General features: G+C 74.2%; 13 protein-coding genes. 8 read left to right on the top strand and 5 right to left on the bottom strand.

Features of this window, described 5'->3' with window-relative positions; all coding sequences use genetic code 11:
• Positions 1–141: 141 nt before the first annotated feature.
• The 5 genes from RM788_RS06940 to RM788_RS06960 form a co-directional block, all read right to left on the bottom strand.
• Positions 142–1,209 (bottom strand): ABC transporter permease, encoded by a 1,068-nt coding sequence (locus RM788_RS06940; protein ID WP_315930689.1) that lies wholly within the window; start codon positions 1,207–1,209, stop codon positions 142–144.
• Complete coding sequence (locus tag RM788_RS06945) at positions 1,206–2,087, bottom strand: ABC transporter ATP-binding protein (protein ID WP_315930690.1); 882 nt, start codon at positions 2,085–2,087, stop codon at positions 1,206–1,208. The genes RM788_RS06940 and RM788_RS06945 overlap by 4 nt, the downstream gene beginning before the upstream one ends.
• 76 nt (positions 2,088–2,163) lie before the next feature.
• On the bottom strand, positions 2,164–2,841 hold the full coding sequence (locus RM788_RS06950) for a response regulator (RefSeq protein ID WP_315930691.1): 678 nt from the start codon (positions 2,839–2,841) through the stop codon (positions 2,164–2,166).
• Entirely contained in the window at positions 2,838–4,142 is a 1,305-nt protein-coding gene (locus RM788_RS06955) for a sensor histidine kinase (RefSeq protein ID WP_315930692.1), read from the bottom strand. The genes RM788_RS06950 and RM788_RS06955 overlap by 4 nt, the downstream gene beginning before the upstream one ends.
• Before the next feature lie 279 nt (positions 4,143–4,421).
• Positions 4,422–7,592 carry an AfsR/SARP family transcriptional regulator gene (locus RM788_RS06960; protein WP_315934991.1) on the bottom strand — a complete coding sequence of 1,057 codons (3,171 nt, stop codon included), beginning with the start codon at positions 7,590–7,592 and terminating at the stop codon, positions 4,422–4,424.
• A gap of 58 nt (positions 7,593–7,650) precedes the next feature.
• Here RM788_RS06960 and RM788_RS06965 point away from each other — a divergent pair, with 58 nt between their 5' ends.
• The 8 genes from RM788_RS06965 to RM788_RS07000 all read left to right on the top strand — a co-directional run bounded on the left by RM788_RS06965 (position 7,651) and on the right by RM788_RS07000 (position 15,047).
• Positions 7,651–8,532 carry a nucleoside hydrolase gene (locus tag RM788_RS06965; RefSeq protein WP_315930693.1) on the top strand — a complete coding sequence of 294 codons (882 nt, stop codon included), beginning with the start codon at positions 7,651–7,653 and terminating at the stop codon, positions 8,530–8,532.
• Positions 8,533–8,596: 64 nt separating this feature from the next.
• A complete protein-coding gene (locus tag RM788_RS06970) occupies positions 8,597–9,289 on the top strand; it encodes a helix-turn-helix transcriptional regulator (RefSeq protein WP_315930694.1) in 693 nt (230 codons plus the stop codon).
• A 49-nt stretch (positions 9,290–9,338) separates the two neighbouring features.
• Positions 9,339–9,986 (top strand): hypothetical protein, encoded by a 648-nt coding sequence (locus tag RM788_RS06975; protein WP_315930695.1) that lies wholly within the window; start codon positions 9,339–9,341, stop codon positions 9,984–9,986.
• A 169-nt stretch (positions 9,987–10,155) separates the two neighbouring features.
• Positions 10,156–11,031, top strand: a complete 876-nt coding sequence (locus tag RM788_RS06980; protein ID WP_315930696.1) for a LysR family transcriptional regulator — start codon at positions 10,156–10,158, stop codon at positions 11,029–11,031.
• A gap of 80 nt (positions 11,032–11,111) precedes the next feature.
• Positions 11,112–11,939, top strand: a complete 828-nt coding sequence (locus RM788_RS06985; RefSeq protein WP_315930697.1) for a sulfurtransferase — start codon at positions 11,112–11,114, stop codon at positions 11,937–11,939.
• Complete coding sequence (locus RM788_RS06990) at positions 11,936–13,285, top strand: FAD-binding oxidoreductase (RefSeq protein WP_315930698.1); 1,350 nt, start codon at positions 11,936–11,938, stop codon at positions 13,283–13,285. The genes RM788_RS06985 and RM788_RS06990 overlap by 4 nt, the downstream gene beginning before the upstream one ends.
• Positions 13,286–13,311: 26 nt before the next feature.
• Positions 13,312–14,037, top strand: a complete 726-nt coding sequence (locus RM788_RS06995) for an alpha/beta hydrolase (protein WP_315930699.1) — start codon at positions 13,312–13,314, stop codon at positions 14,035–14,037.
• The gene (locus tag RM788_RS07000) at positions 14,034–15,047 is read left to right on the top strand and encodes a ketopantoate reductase family protein (RefSeq protein WP_315930700.1); all 1,014 of its coding nucleotides are present in this window, start codon (positions 14,034–14,036) and stop codon (positions 15,045–15,047) included. The genes RM788_RS06995 and RM788_RS07000 overlap by 4 nt, the downstream gene beginning before the upstream one ends.
• The last annotated feature ends 231 nt before the right edge of the window (positions 15,048–15,278 follow it).

Consider the following 15,278-nt stretch of genomic DNA (forward strand, 5'->3'; position numbering starts at 1 on the left):
TCCCGAACCTTAAATCCCCCCGGTCGTCGGGTTCGCGGCAGGCGGGCGGTTCCCCGACGACCGGCGTCGAACAGGAGCCGGGCGCGGCCCCCTCGGCCGCGCCCGGCCCGCTCAGTCCGCCCTCGGCCGCGCCCGGCCCGCTCAGTCCGCCCTCGCCCACGCCTTGGCGAGGCCGACCTTGCCGCCGGTGCGCAGCAGCGACCCGGCGTAGAGCCTGCTCGACAGAAGCACGATCACGGCGACCGAGGCGGCGAGCACGCCCATCGACAGCAGTGCCTCCCACACCTCGGCGGAGCCGGTGAACAGGCGGACCGGCATGGCGACCGCGGCGGAGAACGGGACGTAGGACAGCACGCCCATGACGGTCGCGTTGTCGGAGAAGAACATGACGCCGAAGTAGGGGCCCATGACCAGGATCATGACCAGGCCCATGCTGGAGCCCAGGTCCTCCTGGCGGCTGACCAGGGACCCGGCCACGGCCCACATCGAGGCGAGCAGCACGAAGCCGAGGACCAGGAACGGGACGAACCAGCCGAGGGCCGGCGCCACGACGGCCAGCAGTTCGCCCTGGCCGCCGATGCGCAGGGCGATCGGCGCGGCGATGGCCAGGACGGCCACCTGGCAGAGGGTGAGCAGGGTGTGCCCGGCGATCTTGCCCGCCAGCATGGCGCGGACCGGGATGGTGGACACCAGGATCTCGACGATCCGGGTCTGCTTCTCGGTCACGGTGCTCTGCGCGATGGCCGCGCCGCCCATGCCGAACATGAGGAACACCAGCGCGAACACCAGGATCACGAGCTGGCGTTCGCCGGGGCTGACGTCGGAGGCGTCCAGCAGGTCCACCGGTGGCGCGGTGACCAGCGCGGTGAGCACGTCGGTCGGCGGTTCGGTCAGGGCGATCACCCGGACACCGGACGGACCGTCGGGCACGACCGCCGCGTCCACGTCGTCGGCGCGCACCAGCTCCTCGGCGGCGGCGCGGTCGTCCACCCGCTTCACGTCGAACCCGGCGTCGGTGAGCGTCCCGGTGGCGCTGTCGCCGACGACGGCCACCGACGTGGGGCTGTCGAACACCTTGGGCAGCACGGTGAGCGCGAACAGTCCGATGAGGACGACGGCGAAGCCGATCCAGAAGCCCTTGGAGCGGACCAGGACCTTGATCTCGCGTTCGGCGACCAGTCGGGTCGCCGCGCCGAACGGGATGCTCACGACGCCTCCTTGAAGATCTCGTCGAGGGTGGGGACCACGGGGGTGAAGCTGTGGACGGCGCCGCGGTCCAGGGCGGCGCGCAGCACATCCTGGTCGCGTGCGCCCTCGTCCAGTTCGAACACCGCGCGCGGGCCGTCGAGGTCGACGACGCGGACGCCCGGCTGGTCGCGCAGCCAGCCCGCGTCGGTGTCGACGACGACCTCGAAGCGGCTCGTGCCGTAGCGGGCGCGCAGCTCGTCGCGGCTGCCCCGTGCGGTCACCTCGCCGTTGGAGATGATCACGACGTCGTCGCAGAGCTGCTCGACGAGGGCGAGCTGGTGGCTGGAGAACAGCACCGGGACGCCGCGGGCGGCGTGCGAGCGCACCACGTCCAGCACGACCTCCACGGCGATGGGGTCGAGGCCGGAGAACGGCTCGTCGAGGATCAGCACGTCGGGCTCGTGCACGAGGGCGGCGGCGATCTGCACCCGCTGCTGGTTGCCCAGCGACAGCGATTCGAGCAGGTCACCGGACCGGTCGGCGAGGCCGAGCCGGTCGAGCAGCCGGTCGGTGTTCGTGCGCGCGGTGGCGCGGTCGAGGCCGTGCAGCCTGGCCAGCCAGGTGACCTGGTCGGCGACGCCCATCTTCGGGTACAGGCCGCGCTCCTCGGGCATGTACCCGAAACTCGGCCGGTTGGCCGCGGTGATCGGCTCGCCCTTCCACTCCACCGTGCCGCTGTGGGCGCCCAGGACACCCAGGACGATGCGCATGGTGGTGGTCTTGCCCGACCCGTTGGCGCCGAGGAACCCGGTCATGCGGCCCGGTCGGACGTCGAACGACACGTCGTGCAGCACCTGGTGGTCGCCGAAACTCCGGCTGATCTTGGTGACTGTCAGCATGTCGATCACGCTATGCGGTGAACCCCCTGGTCCGAGTCCTCCGCACGGCCTCCTCCGCGCGGAGGAGGCAGGCCGGTCAGGCCCCGCCGGGCGCGACGATCCCCTGCTCGTAGGCGTAGACGACGGCGTGCGTGCGGTCGCGCAGGCCGAGCTTGTTGAGCACCCGCGAGACGTGCGTCTTCACCGTGGTCTCCCCCAGGTGCAGCGCGTGGGCGATCTCGGTGTTGCTCGCGCCCTTGGCCAGCTCGACCAGCACCTCGTACTCGCGGTCGGTCAGCTCGGGCGGGCGGTGGCCGGACTCCGGGCCTGCCGGGGTGTTGAACCGGGCGATGACGCGGCGGGTGACCTCGGGCGAGAGCAGCGCGTCGCCGCGGGCCACCACGCGCACCGATTCGACCAGGTCCTCCGGCGAGGCGTTCTTCAGCAGGAACCCGCTCGCACCGGCCCGCAGGGCTTCGAACAGGTAGTCCTCGCGGTCGAACGTGGTCAGGATGACGACCTTGGCGGTGCTGTCGGAGCCCAGGATGCGCCGGGTCGCCTCCAGGCCGTCCATCCTGGGCATCTGCACGTCCATCAGCACCACGTCGGGTTCGAGCCGCTCGACCAGCTCCACGGCCTCGGCGCCGTCACCGGCCTCGCCGACGACCTCGATGCCCTCCTCCGTCCCGAGGATGACCCGGAAACCCGCGCGCACGAGGTCCTGGTCGTCCGCGAGGACGACGCGCAGCGGTCTGGCGGACGGGTCGGGGGTCACACGGGCTCCTCGGCGGGGTCGTTCGTGGGCAGGGTGGCGCGCACGAGGTAGCCCGCGCCGCGCCGTGGACCGGCTTCCAGGTCGCCGCCGTGCACCGCGACGCGCTCCCTCATGCCGAGCAGGCCGAAGCCGCCGGAGGACCGGCCGGTGCTCCCCCGGCCGTCGTCGGCCACCTCGACCTCGATGGCGCGGTCGAGGTAGCGCACGCGCAGGTCGACCTTGTGCGCGCCCGCGTGCTTGACCACGTTGGTCAGCGCCTCCTGCACCACCCGGTAGGCCGACAGGGAGACACCGGCGGGCACCGGCCTCGGGTCGCCGTACGTGGAGTGCTCGACCTCCAGCCCGGTGGCGCGGGCGGTGGTCACGAGTTCGGGCAGCCGGTCGAGGTCGGGAGAGGCCAGCTCGTCGGCCGAACCGCCGGGCGCCTGGTCGGTGGGTTCGGCGCGCAGCACGCCGAGCAGGCCGCGCAGTTCCCCGATCGACACCCGCGCGGTCTCCTCCACCTGCCGCAGCGCCGTGCCCGCCAGGTCGGGGTCGGTGGTCAGCACCCGCCGCGCGGCACCGGCCTGGATGCCCATGACGGACACGTGGTGGGCGACCACGTCGTGCAGGTCGCGGGCGATGCGCATGCGTTCGGCGACGATCGCGCCGCGGGTGTTCTGCGCCTGCGACAGCCGCAGCTGCTCGGCGCGGTGCTCCAGCTCGGCCTCCCGGCGCGCGGAGATCCAGGCCATCTCGCCGAAGAAGTACGCGGACAGGAAGAACAGGAGGTTGATCGCCAGGCCGTGAAGGACCGACGCCAGCACCGGTTCGAGCGGACCCGCGGCGTCGTCGAACGGGTAGGACGGTCCGGCGAGGAACTTCACCAGGCTGATGCCCAGCCAGGTGAACATCACCACGATCACGCCGATCCGCGACCAGCGCGCCACCACCCGGTTCCGCTCCCACGCGCCCTCGCTGAAGATCGCGAGGAACAGCGCGATCGACGGACCGAGGTTGTCGCCGGTCTGCCGGGCCTGCGCGGCGATGAACAGCACGCCCACCGCCAGCAGCACCGCCAGCGGGTAGCGCCTGCGCACCACCAGCGGCACGCTCACCGCGAGGCTCCAGGCCAGCTGCTCGCCCAACGACGGCGCTCCGCCGAACGTGAACGCTCCCATGCTGTTGATCAGCACGGTCATCCCGAGCGCGCCGAGGACGACGGACAGCGCGATCCACACGTCCTGGCGCTGCTGGGCGGGGGTGGGCCCCTGGCGGCGCCACTCGGCCCACCGGGGCTCCACGGGGGCCGTGGTGACCATGACCCACAACCTAACAAGCGGGTGGCCGGTGCCGTGACCACGATCCTCGCCGGAGGGTTCCCGCCCGGTCGACGGTAGGAACAGGGCGGCGCCGGGGACACCGGCCCATCCGCGGGTGGACCTCGGGTGGACCGCCGGTGGACCGGCCGGTCGGACACTGGCGCCGTCGTTCCACGGAGGGGTTGGAACGAACGCCGGGGAGCACCGGCGGTGGATCCTGGGGGTACCCACCGGGTGCTCGGGGCCGCCCGTCGGGGGGCGGGCGGCCCGGCCCTCCGATCAGCTCAGCGCGGACAGCCGGGTGTCGTGCGGGACACCGATCGTGGTCAGCAGGTGGTCGGCGTTGAGCGCGTGCCGGTCCGCGCCGGTCGGGTCGCCGTCCCGCGCGGCCGCTTCGGCGAGCAGCAGCAACGCCCTGGCCTCGCCCAGGCGGTGCCCGGTCTCGATGTGGACGTGCCGCGCGCGCTCGGCGTGCTCGGCGCCCGCCCGGTGGTCGCCGAGGCCCAGGTGGACCGCGGCGAGGGCGGCCAGCGCCTGGGCCTGGTGGTGCCGGTGGCCGGTGTGGAGGGCGAGGTCGAGCGCCGCGGTGGCGTCCTGCGCGGCACGGGCGAAGTCGCCCCGGTGGCGGTGCACCGCCACCAGCCCGAGCAGCGCGTCGATCCGGCCCTGCAAGTAGCGCGAGTGGTCGGCGGCGGTGAGCGCGCGCCGGTGCAGCACCTCGGCGTCGTCGAACCGCGACCGCAGGGAATGCACCACCCCGAGGGAGTTCTGCGTGTCGACGCCGATGCCGTGGTGCCCGTTGGCCACCTCCACGGCCTCGGTGAGCAGGACCGACGCGCGGTCGAGGTCGCCGAGCAGGGCCGCCAGGCGGGCGCGCAGGTCCAGGTACCACGCCGTCTCGTAGTGCACCGGGACGACCTTGACGTGCGAGGCCAGCACGTCGAGCAGGTCGGCCGCCTTCCCGAGGTCGCCCACGTGCAGGTGGACCTCGGCCAGCGCCAGCAGCGCCTCCCCGCGGGTCCGGTCGTTGCCGGACGCGTCCTGCGCGGCCAGCGCCCTGGCGAGGTGGCGGACGGCCTCGGCGGGACGGCCGAGCTTGAACGCGGTGGTCCCCAGGTTGATCAGGACGACACCCTCCTGCACCAGGCAGGCCTGCTCCCGGCCGGAGATCTCCTCGGCCCGGCGCAGGTGGTCGAAGGCCAGCGCCAGCGGACCGGTGTAGAAGTGCAGCAGGCCGAGGTTGGACAGCGCGGTGGCCGTGCCCAACGGCCACTGCGCGGTGACCGACCACTCCAGCGCCGTCTGGAAGTACCCGATCGCCGAGGTGTACTCGCCCCGGATCAGGTCGAGCAGCCCGGCGCTGTTGTTCGTCGCGAACCGCGCGTGCGGGTGGTCGTCGGCCTCCGCGGCGCGCAGGCAGGACCGGACGACGGTCGCCCACTGCGCGGTGTTGCCCCGCAGGAAGAAGCCCTTCGCCGCCTCCGCCACCTGCCAGGCCAACCGGTGGCGACCGGTGGCCGTGGCGAGGTCCACGACCGCCGCGAGGTCGGGCGCCTCCGCCGTGAACCAGTCCAGGGCGGCCGCGGGGCCGTCGAAGGACAGGGGCGCGCGGGTGTGCCGCTCCAGGGCGCCGGGCAGCCGGACCCGGCCGGTGTCCAGGGCGTCCGCCGCGGTCTCCGCCGTGGCCGCGTACCAGGTCAGCAGGCGCTCCAGCGGCTCGTGCCCGTCCTGGGCGGCACGGGCGGCGGCGTGCAGGCGGAGCAGTTCGTGCAGGGCGTAGCGGCCGGGCGCGGGCTGGTCGAGCAGGTTCGCCGCGACCAGGTCCCGCAGCCCGTGCTCGGCCGCGGCGAGGTCCACGTCCGCGAGCGCGGCGACGGCCCGCGCGGTGACGTCGGGTCCGGGAACCAGCCCGATGAGCCGGAACACCCGCTGTGCCGACGGGGTGCGCGCCGCGTAGGACAGGTCGATGGCGGGGCCGACCGCGGCTGTCGGGTCGCCGTGCAGCTCCAGGGCCGCGAGCCGGTCTCCGGTGCGCAGGGCCGCGGTGTAGTCGCCGATGGGCCGGTCCGGCTGGGCCGCCAAGTGCGCGGCGGCGATGCGCAGGGCGAGCGGCAGGCCGCCGCACAGCGCGACCAGCTCGGCGGCCGCTCCGGGCTCGGCGGCGACGCGCGTCCGGCCGACGACCCGGTCCAGCACGGCCCTGGCGTCCTCGGCGTCGAGCGCGCCGAGCCGCTGCTGCCGGGCGCCCTCGTGGACCACCAGGCCGTCGAGCCTGTTGCGGCTGGTGACGAGCACCGTGCAGGCCGCCGTGCCCGGTAACAGCGGGCGGACCTGCCCCACGTCCACGGCGTCGTCGAGCAGGACCAGCACCCGCCGGTCGGCCAGCGCGGACCGGTAGGCCCCGGCCGCGCCGTCCACGCCCGCGGGCCGCCTGGTCGGGTCGACGTCGAGCGCCTGGAGCAGCTCCTCCAGCGCCTGCCGCGCGGTCAGGGGCGCTCCGGCGCTGTGCCCGCGCAGGTTCACGAACAGCTGCCCGTCGGGGAAGCGGGCCCGGTTGCGGTGCGCCCAGTGCAGTGCGAGCGCGGATTTGCCGACGCCCGCGGTGCCGGTGAGGACGTGCACCGCGCCCGCCTCGTCCGGCTCGACGTCCAGCGCGCGTTGGGCCTCGTCGCGGCCGACGAAGCCGCGCGGCGCGGCGGGCAGTTGCGCGATCGGCGCCTCGGTCCGGGCCGGTGCGTCCTGGTTCAGCACGGCGGCGTGCAGGCGACGCAGCTCGGCGCCCGGCAGCAGGCCCAGTTCGGCGTCGAGCACCGCCCTGGCCTCCTCGTAGACCTCCAGCGCCTCCGCCGAGCGGCCCGCCTCGTGCAGCGCGGAGATCAGGATGCCCCGCAGGTGCTCGCGGAACGGGTGCTCGGTGACCAGTTCACGCAAGGCGGCGATCGCGTCGTCGTGCCGTCCCAGGGCGACCAGGGCGGAGGCCAGGTGCTCGTGGGCGGTGAGCCGCTGCTCGGCGAGCCGGGCCCGGACGGCGTCCACGACGCTGCCCGACAGCTCCTCGAACGGGTCGCCGCGCCACAGCTCCAGCGCTTCGCCCAGCACCTCGACGGCCCGTTCCGGCCGCGCCCGGCGTCCTTCGGCGACCAGGTCCTCGAAGACGGACACGTCCAGCTCGGCGCGCGTCACCCGGACGCGGTAGCCGTTGCGGTCGTGGACGATCCGGTCGTCGCCGACCAGGCGGCGCAGCTTCCACACGTAGGTCTTGAGGTTCCCGGCCGCCGACACGGGCGGGGCGTCGCCCCAGAGCGCGTCCACGAGCCGGTCGACGGACACCCACTCGTCGGCGTGCAGCAGCAACAGGGCCAGCAGGACCCGCTGCTTGCCCGCCGCGGGCGTCACCCGCGTGCCGTCGACGTCAACGAGGTCCAGGGCACCCAGCACCCGCAACCGCATCACCACGCCCCCTTCGTGCCCTCCCAACGTAGCAAGTCCGGTGCCGCAGACTGGGGGCATGACGATCCCGCTGATCATCGACACCGACCCCGGCGTGGACGACGCGTTCGCGCTGGCGCTGGCGGCCCGCAGTCCCGAGGTGGACCTGCTCGGCGTCACGACCGTGTTCGGCAACGTGTCGATCGAGCACACGACCCGCAACGCCCAGCGCCTGCTCGCCCTGCTGGGCAGCGACGCCCCGGTGGCGAGGGGGGCTGATCGGGCCATCGGGGTCCGGCAGCGGGACGCGCGGCACGTGCACGGGGACGACGGGCTGTCGGGGATGGCGCTCGCGTTGCCCGTCAACGACCGGATCGATCCGCGCGACGCGGTGGAGTTCCTGCGGGACACCGTCGACAGCAGTCCGGTGCCGGTGACCATCGCCGCCATCGGGCCGTTGACGAACATCGCGCGGTTGCTGGAGACGCACGCGGGGCGGATCGGGAGGCTGGTGGTCATGGGCGGGGGGATCGCGGGCGGGAACGTGACGCCCGCCGCGGAGTTCAACATCTGGAGCGACGCGGAGGCGGCTCACCGCGTGCTGGCGGAGGGGCCGGTCCTGGTGCCGATCGACCTGACCCGGCGGTGCGCGGTGGACGGGGGGTGGTTGGAGTCGTTGACGGGTCTGGTCGGGACCACGCTGGCGGGGCTCACGCCGCGGTACCGGGAGTTCTACCTGGCGGCGAACGGGATCGACGGGATCCTGGTGCACGACGCCGTGGCGGTCGCGGAGGCCGTCCGGCCGGGCATCCTGACCACCCGGCGGCACCTGCTGGCCGTGGACACGTCGAACGGGCCGGAGCACGGGGCGCTGGTGCCGGGCGGGTTCGCGGTGGACGTGGCCGAGGACGCGGATGTGGAGGGGCTGCGGGAGTTCCTGCACGAGCGGCTGAGCGGGTAGCCGAGGCCGGGTCCGGAATGGACGGTCCGGCACGTGCGGTGGCGGTGGTCCCTACCCTGGACGCGTGAATCGCACCGATCGTCTGTACGCCCTGGTCGAGGAACTCCGCGCCGTGTCGCCGAGGCCGCGCAGCGCGTCCTGGTTGGCGCGGCGGTTCGAGGTCAGCGTGCGCACGGTCGAGCGCGATCTGGAGGCGTTGCGGCAGACGGGGGTGCCGATCCGGTCCGATGTCGGGCGGGCCGGTGGGTACAGCCTCGACCGGGAGCGGACGTTGCCGCCGGTGACGTTGACGGATGTCGAGGCGTTGGCGGTGAGCGTGGCGCTGCGGACCACGGCCGCGCCGTTCGCGGCGGCGGCGCGGCGGGCCGGGCAGAAGGTGTCGGCGGTGTTGCCGGACGGGGTGCGGCGGCGCGAGGAGGCGTTGGCGGGGCGGGTGTGGCGGGTTGGCGGGCAGCAAGGGGGTGGGGGCGCCGCCGGTGAGGTCATCGGGGAGGCGATGGTGGCCGGGCGGGTGGTGCGGCTGCGGTACGCGGACCGGGCGGGCGTGGAGACGGCGCGGGACGTGGAGCCGTTGGGGTTGTTGTGGGGGCCGCACGGCTGGTACCTGGTGGGGTGGTGCCGGTTGCGGGTGGCGGTGCGGGGGTTCCAGTTCGACCGGATCGTGTCGGCGGAGATGTCGGTCGAGCGGGTCGAGCCGAGGGAGCGGGAATGGGTGGCGGAACTGGAGCGGTTGGACGCGGATCCGCTGACGTCGTGACCTGGAACACCGACAGGACGGTGTCGCGAGTGGTCGGCAGGCTGTGGTCATGGACAACGAGGAACTGATGACCGTGTGGTGCCGGATGTGGAGCGAGGACCCCGCGCTGGCCCACGACCTGATGACCGGCACGTGCGCGCAGTGGTCGGGCAACACGCCCGGACTGGACTCGGTGGTCGGGCCGCACGAGCAGGAGCGGTTCGTGACGGCGTACCGGGAGGAGCACGTCACCGTGTTCACGCCGCGGGTGCTCGTGGACGGCGGTGACCGGTTCGCGTACCTGTGGGACGTGCGCACGCCCGACGGCCGGGTGCGGACCGGGGTGGACGTCAACGTCCTGGAGGGTGAACGGGTCCAGGAGAACTGGACGTTCGTCGGGGAGCAGCGCGACGACCAGGACGACCCGGAGCCCGAGGCGGCGGACCCGGCGGTGCTGGCGGAACTGGGCAGGCGCTGGACGGAGCGGCGGGACGGGGTCGTCGCGGACGACTTCACCCTGTTCGACGGGACCGGCGCCACCGGTGACGCGGGCGAACCGGTCGGCACGCTCCACCGGTCGATCGTCGTCGACCCGGAACGGGGGCGCGTCGCGCTCCTGCGGACCGCGGGGACCGGCGGGGTCGACCTGCTGGCGGTGCGCGGCGGCCGGGTGGTCCGCGCGTGGTCGCTGACCGGGATCCGTCCTTTCCGGTACTGACCGCCAGTCCACAGTGGACTGATGCGGTGGCCGCACATCCTGCCACACGTCGTCCGGCCGCGTCCCACGATGCGATCACCGTTGACCGGTCACGGGACCGGCCGTAGCTTCGGTGCGGTCGGCAGCGGAGCCGGTGGACCGGATGACCGGGACGACGTGGGCAGGTGGCATGGCGAACGACTCCTTGGACCTCGGGCAGCTCCGGACCTTCGTCGCCATCGCGGACCACGGCGGCTTCGGCAGGGCGGCCACGGCGCTGCACCTGAGCCAGCCCGCGGTGAGCCAGCACGTTCGGCTGCTGGAGAAGCGGCTGCGGCAGCCGCTGGTGGAGAAGGACGGGCGGCGGACGCGGTTCACCGCGTCGGGCGAGCGGCTGCTGGTCGAGGCGCGGCGGATCATCGCGGCGCACGACGAGGCGGTGCGGCGGCTGGACGCGACGACCCTGCCGCCGGTGGTGATCGGGTCCACCGAGACCGCCGCCGAGCAGGTGCTGCCGCGGCTGCTGACCACGTTGCGCGACGCGTACCCCGGCCGCGGGGTGCAGTTCCACATCGACCGGTCCACCCAGATGACCGAGGCGGTGCTCAAGGGCACCATCGACCTGGCCGTGCTGCTGGGGTTCGCGGGCGACACCCACGGGCGGCTGGTCGGCGAACTGCCGCTGCACTGGTACTCCGCCCCGGCGCGACCGGTCCCCCAGCACGACCGGGCGTTGGCGCTGGTCGCCTACCGGGAACCCTGCGGGATGCGGCAGCTCGCCCTGCGGCGGCTCGCCGAGGCGGGGCACCAGGTGGAGGTGGCGGCGGAGTCGACCAGCCTCGAAGGGGTGATCGCGGCGGCGCGCGCCGGGCTCGGCGTGGCCGTCCTGCCCTCGACCGGGGTGACGCCGCACGGGCTGGTGCAACGCCACGACCTGCCGGAGCTGGGCGTGATCGGCGTGCACCTGGCCACCCGCAGGGACCTGGACACCGACCTGGTGGCCACGGCGCTGGACGCGTTGGAGGGCTTCTTCGACGCGGCACCGGCGTCGCGGCTCGCCGGATGACGACGCATCACCAAGCGCGATCGGCATCCATCAGCGATCTCGCTTGGACGCCGATCCGTTGTCCGGCCTAGGTTCGCGTCGTGCCGATCCTCATCTCCGCCGCGGAACTCCACGCCACGCCCACCGCCCGCGTCCTCGACGTCCGCTGGACCCTCGCGGTGCCCGACGGGCGGCCCGCCTTCGAAGCGGGCCACGTGCCCGGCGCGGTGTACGTCGACCTCGACTCGGAACTGGCGGGCCACGGAGCCCTGCGGGACGGGCGCCACCCGCTGCCCGACCTCGGGGACCTCCAGGAGTCCGCCCGCGGCTGGGGCCTGGACGACGGCGACGCGGTGGTGGTCCACGACGGCGGCGGCAACCTGGCCGCCGCGCGGGCGTGGTGGCTGCTGCGCGACGCCGGGTTCGCCGACGTGCGCCTGCTGGACGGGGCGCTGCCGGCGTGGACCGCGGCCGGGTACCCGCTCGCGACCGGTCCCGAGCACCCGGCGAGGGGCTCGGTGACGCTGCGGCCGCGCCGGTCCCCCGTCCTGGACATCGACGGCGCCGCGCGGTTCCCCGACGGCGGCGTGCTGCTCGACGCGCGGGCGGGCGAGCGCTACCGCGGCGAGACCGAACCGGTCGACCCCCGTGCCGGGCACATCCCCGGCGCGATCAGCGCGCCCACGTCCGACAACCTCGCCGCGGACGGGACGTTCCTGCCCGCCGACCGGCTGCGCGAGCGGTTCACCGCGCTGGGGGTCCGCGACGACCGGCCGGTGGCCGCATACTGCGGGTCCGGCGTCACGGCCGCGCACACCGTCGTGGCGCTCACCCTCGCCGGGTTCGAGCCCGCCCTGTACCCCGGTTCGTGGTCGCAGTGGGCCAACCACCCCGACCGCCCGGTCGCCACCGGTCAGGCGCCGGCATGACCGACCTCGACGGCCTGCTCGCGGGCCTGCCCTCCTGGTCGACCGACCCCGCGGACCTGGCTCGTGCGGGCGTCGACCGGTCGGGGGCGATCCCGGACGGCCTGCCGCTGGCGGTGGTCTACGCGACCGGCACCGACGACGTCGTGCGCACCGTGTCCTACGCCGCCGCCCACGGCGTCCCGGTCGTCCCGCGCGGCGCGGGGTCCGGCGTGTCCGGCGGAGCGCTGGCGGGCTCGGGGACGATCGTCCTGGACCTGTCGCGGCTCAACCGGATCGTGGAGATCCGCCCCGACGACGCGATCGCCGTTGTCGAACCCGGCGTCATCACCGCCGACCTGGACAGGGCCGCGGCCGAGCACGGGCTGCGCTACGCGCCGGACCCGGCGAGCGCGGCGTTCTCGACCATCGGCGGCAACATCGCCACCAACGCGGGCGGGCTGCGCTGCGTGAAGTACGGGGTGACCCGCGACTCGGTGCTGGCCCTCGACGTCGTGACCGGCGACGGGCGGCTGCTGCGCACCGGGCGCACCACCCTCAAGGGCGTCACCGGCTACGACCTCACCAGCCTGGTCGTGGGATCGGAGGGCACGCTCGGCGTGGTCGTCGGCGCCACGGTGAAGCTGCTGCCGATCCCCCTCGCCACCGCCACGGCCACCGCGTACTTCCCGGACGCCCGGACCGCCGTCGAGGCCGTGACCAGCTTGCGCCGCACCGGGTTGCGGCCGTCCACCCTCGAGTTCCTCGACCACGCGACGCTGACCGCGATCGACGACGCGCAGGGCGGCGACCTCGGCACCCGCGGCCGGGCGTTCCTGCTGGTCCAGACCGACGGCTACGGCGCCGAGGACGAGATGGCCGCCGTGGTGGAGGTGCTGAAGGCGACCGCGACCGTCGTGGAGACCTCCGGCGACGCCGCCGCTGCGGACCGGCTGCTGGCCACCAGGAGGCAGGCGCTGCCGTCGATCGAGCGGCTGGGGCGGGTGCTCATCGAGGACGTCGTGGTGCCGACCACCCGGCTCGCGGACGCCGTCGCCGGGATCGAGCGGATCGTGCGCGACACCGGCGTGCGGATCTTCACCTTCGCCCACGCCGGTGACGGCAACCTGCACCCGATCGTGCTGGTGGAGGACGACGGGCCACCGGTGGGCGGCGCGGTCGACGCCCTGTTCGCCCTGGCGCTGGACCTCGGCGGCACGCTGACCGGCGAACACGGCGTCGGCGTGCTCAAACGCGACTGGCTGACCGCCGAGCTTGGCGGGACGAGCCTGGACCTCCAGCAGCGGATCAAGGCGGTCTTCGACCCGGCGGGCGTGCTCAATCCGGGAAAGGCGATCACCGACCGGTGATCACATCCACGACAAGGGAGAACGCGGTGGCAGTGGACAAGGTCGCGGTGTGGGACAACCCCGAGGGGCTGAACCCGCGCGGGACGGTCGTCTTCATCCCCGGCCGGGGTGAACACCCCGGTGTGTACGAACGGCTGGGGACACGGCTGGGCGCGGACGCCTACCGGGTGCGGGTGGTCGGTGACCCGACGCTCGACGCCGACGGCGTCACGGAGCAGGTGCGCGCGCTGTGGTCGGACGACAACCTTCCCGGCCCGCACGTGCTCGCGGGCAGCGACACCGGCGCGCTGTTCGCCGCCGGCCTGGTGGCGACCGGGGTCGTCACCGCCGACGCCCTGGTCCTGTCCGGCCTGCCGGTCACCGGCCCGACCGCGCCGCCCGCGGACTGGGAGGGCGAGTTGGACGCGCGCACGAACTGCCCGACCCACCGCGACCGGCTGACCGACGACGGGGCCGTGCGCCGCGGCGCGCTCCGGTCCGCCCCGCCGTCGGACTGGTTCGGCCTCGCCGACCCCGCCGCCATCGGCGTCCCGGTGCTCGGCCTGCACGGCGCGGACGACGTGGTCAGCCCGCTGGACGCCGTCCGGGACTGGTACGCGAAGGTCGACGCCGCACGGCTGGTCGGCCTCGCCGGGACCGGGCACGACGCGCTCAACAACCAGACCCACCGCAGCGCGGCGGCGACCGTCCTGCTGTTCCTGGAACGCCTCCGCGGCGGTGCGGAGATCATCCGGGACGAGCCGCTGCGATGACCCGGTACGTGGTGATCGGCGGTGGCGCGGTCGGCGCGACCGTGGCCGCCCAACTGCACCTGGCGGGCACGTCCGCCGTCCTGGTGGCGCGGGGCGCCCACCTGGCCGCGTTGCGCGCGGGCGGGCTGCGCTACGTCCACCCGACCGGCACGACCACCGTGCCCGTCCCGGTGGTAGGCGGTCCGGACGAGTTGGAGCTGACCGGTGACGACGTGCTGGTCGTCGCGACGAAGGCGCAGGACGTCGAGGGGGTGCTGGCGGCGTGGGCGTGGCGGCCGGTCGTCGGGCGGGACGTCGTCGCGGCGTCGGTGCTGCCGATCGTGCTGCTGCAGAACGGGTTGGACAGCGAGCGGTCCGCGCTGCGCCGGTTCGCGACCGTGTTCGGGGCGGTGACGTGGTCGGCCGCCAGCCACCTCGAACCGGGGGAGGTCGTTTCCCCGACCAGTCCGATCGCGGCCGTTTTCTGGATCGGGGCCTACCCCTCGGGCACGCATCCGGCGTTGGAGCGGCTGGCCGCCGATTTCACCGCCGCCGATCTCGCGGTGCAGGTGGTGTCGGACATCGCGCGGTGGAAGGCGGGGAAACTGCTGACCATCCTGCCCAACGCGCTCACCGCCGTGTACGCCTCCAGTCCGTTGCGCGATGCCGCCGCCGAGGCTCTGCGCGCCGAGGCCAAGGCGGTCTTCGAGCTGATCGGGCAGCCGGTCGCGGACTTCCAGGCGGAGAGCACCGTCGACCTGGCCGGGTTCGCGGTGAAGCCGATCCCCGGCAAGGAGCGGCCGGGCAGTTCGACGTGGCAGAGCGTGGCCAGGGGCGGGACCGTCGAGTCCGACTACCTCAACGGCGAGATCGTGCTGCTCGCCCGGCTGCACGGGGGCTCGGCGCCGCTCAACGAAGCGGTTCTGGGCCGCGTCAACCAGGCCGTCGCGGCGGGTGTCGAGGCAGGATCGCTGGGCGACGACGACCTCGCGGCGCTGCTGCCCTCGGTCGCCGCGGCGCTGGTCTCGTAGCCGTCGACCACCCGACCGTCACCGCGCTCCCCGGAACGCGAGCCGGTGCTCGGCCGGGTGGTCGACATCTCGAACCTGCCCGGTGCCAACGAGTTCACGAAATCACCCTCGACGTACGGGCGCGCCAGTCCGGCAGGCCTTCGGTGTTCGGGTCGAAGGCGTGCAACGGGTTGTGCGCCGCCAGCAGCCGGTGCGGTCGGAACGTCGCCCGCGCCCCAGTCGGTGAGCACC

Origin of the sequence: Umezawaea sp. Da 62-37 (assembly GCF_032460545.1) — a bacterium.
Taxonomy (GTDB): domain Bacteria; phylum Actinomycetota; class Actinomycetes; order Mycobacteriales; family Pseudonocardiaceae; genus Umezawaea.

What these genes read in the sequence shown, in the direction of transcription:
- RM788_RS06965 (WP_315930693.1), top strand. Translation starts at nt 7,651, where the DNA reads ATGACGATCCCGCTGATCATCGACACCGACCCCGGCGTGGACGACGCG.
- RM788_RS06960 (WP_315934991.1), bottom strand. Translation starts at nt 7,592, where the DNA reads ATGCGGTTGCGGGTGCTGGGTGCCCTGGACCTCGTTGACGTCGACGGC.
- RM788_RS07000 (WP_315930700.1), top strand. Translation starts at nt 14,034, where the DNA reads ATGACCCGGTACGTGGTGATCGGCGGTGGCGCGGTCGGCGCGACCGTG.
- RM788_RS06990 (WP_315930698.1), top strand. Translation starts at nt 11,936, where the DNA reads ATGACCGACCTCGACGGCCTGCTCGCGGGCCTGCCCTCCTGGTCGACC.
- RM788_RS06980 (WP_315930696.1), top strand. Translation starts at nt 10,156, where the DNA reads ATGGCGAACGACTCCTTGGACCTCGGGCAGCTCCGGACCTTCGTCGCC.
- RM788_RS06955 (WP_315930692.1), bottom strand. Translation starts at nt 4,142, where the DNA reads ATGGTCACCACGGCCCCCGTGGAGCCCCGGTGGGCCGAGTGGCGCCGC.
- RM788_RS06975 (WP_315930695.1), top strand. Translation starts at nt 9,339, where the DNA reads ATGGACAACGAGGAACTGATGACCGTGTGGTGCCGGATGTGGAGCGAG.
- RM788_RS06945 (WP_315930690.1), bottom strand. Translation starts at nt 2,087, where the DNA reads ATGCTGACAGTCACCAAGATCAGCCGGAGTTTCGGCGACCACCAGGTG.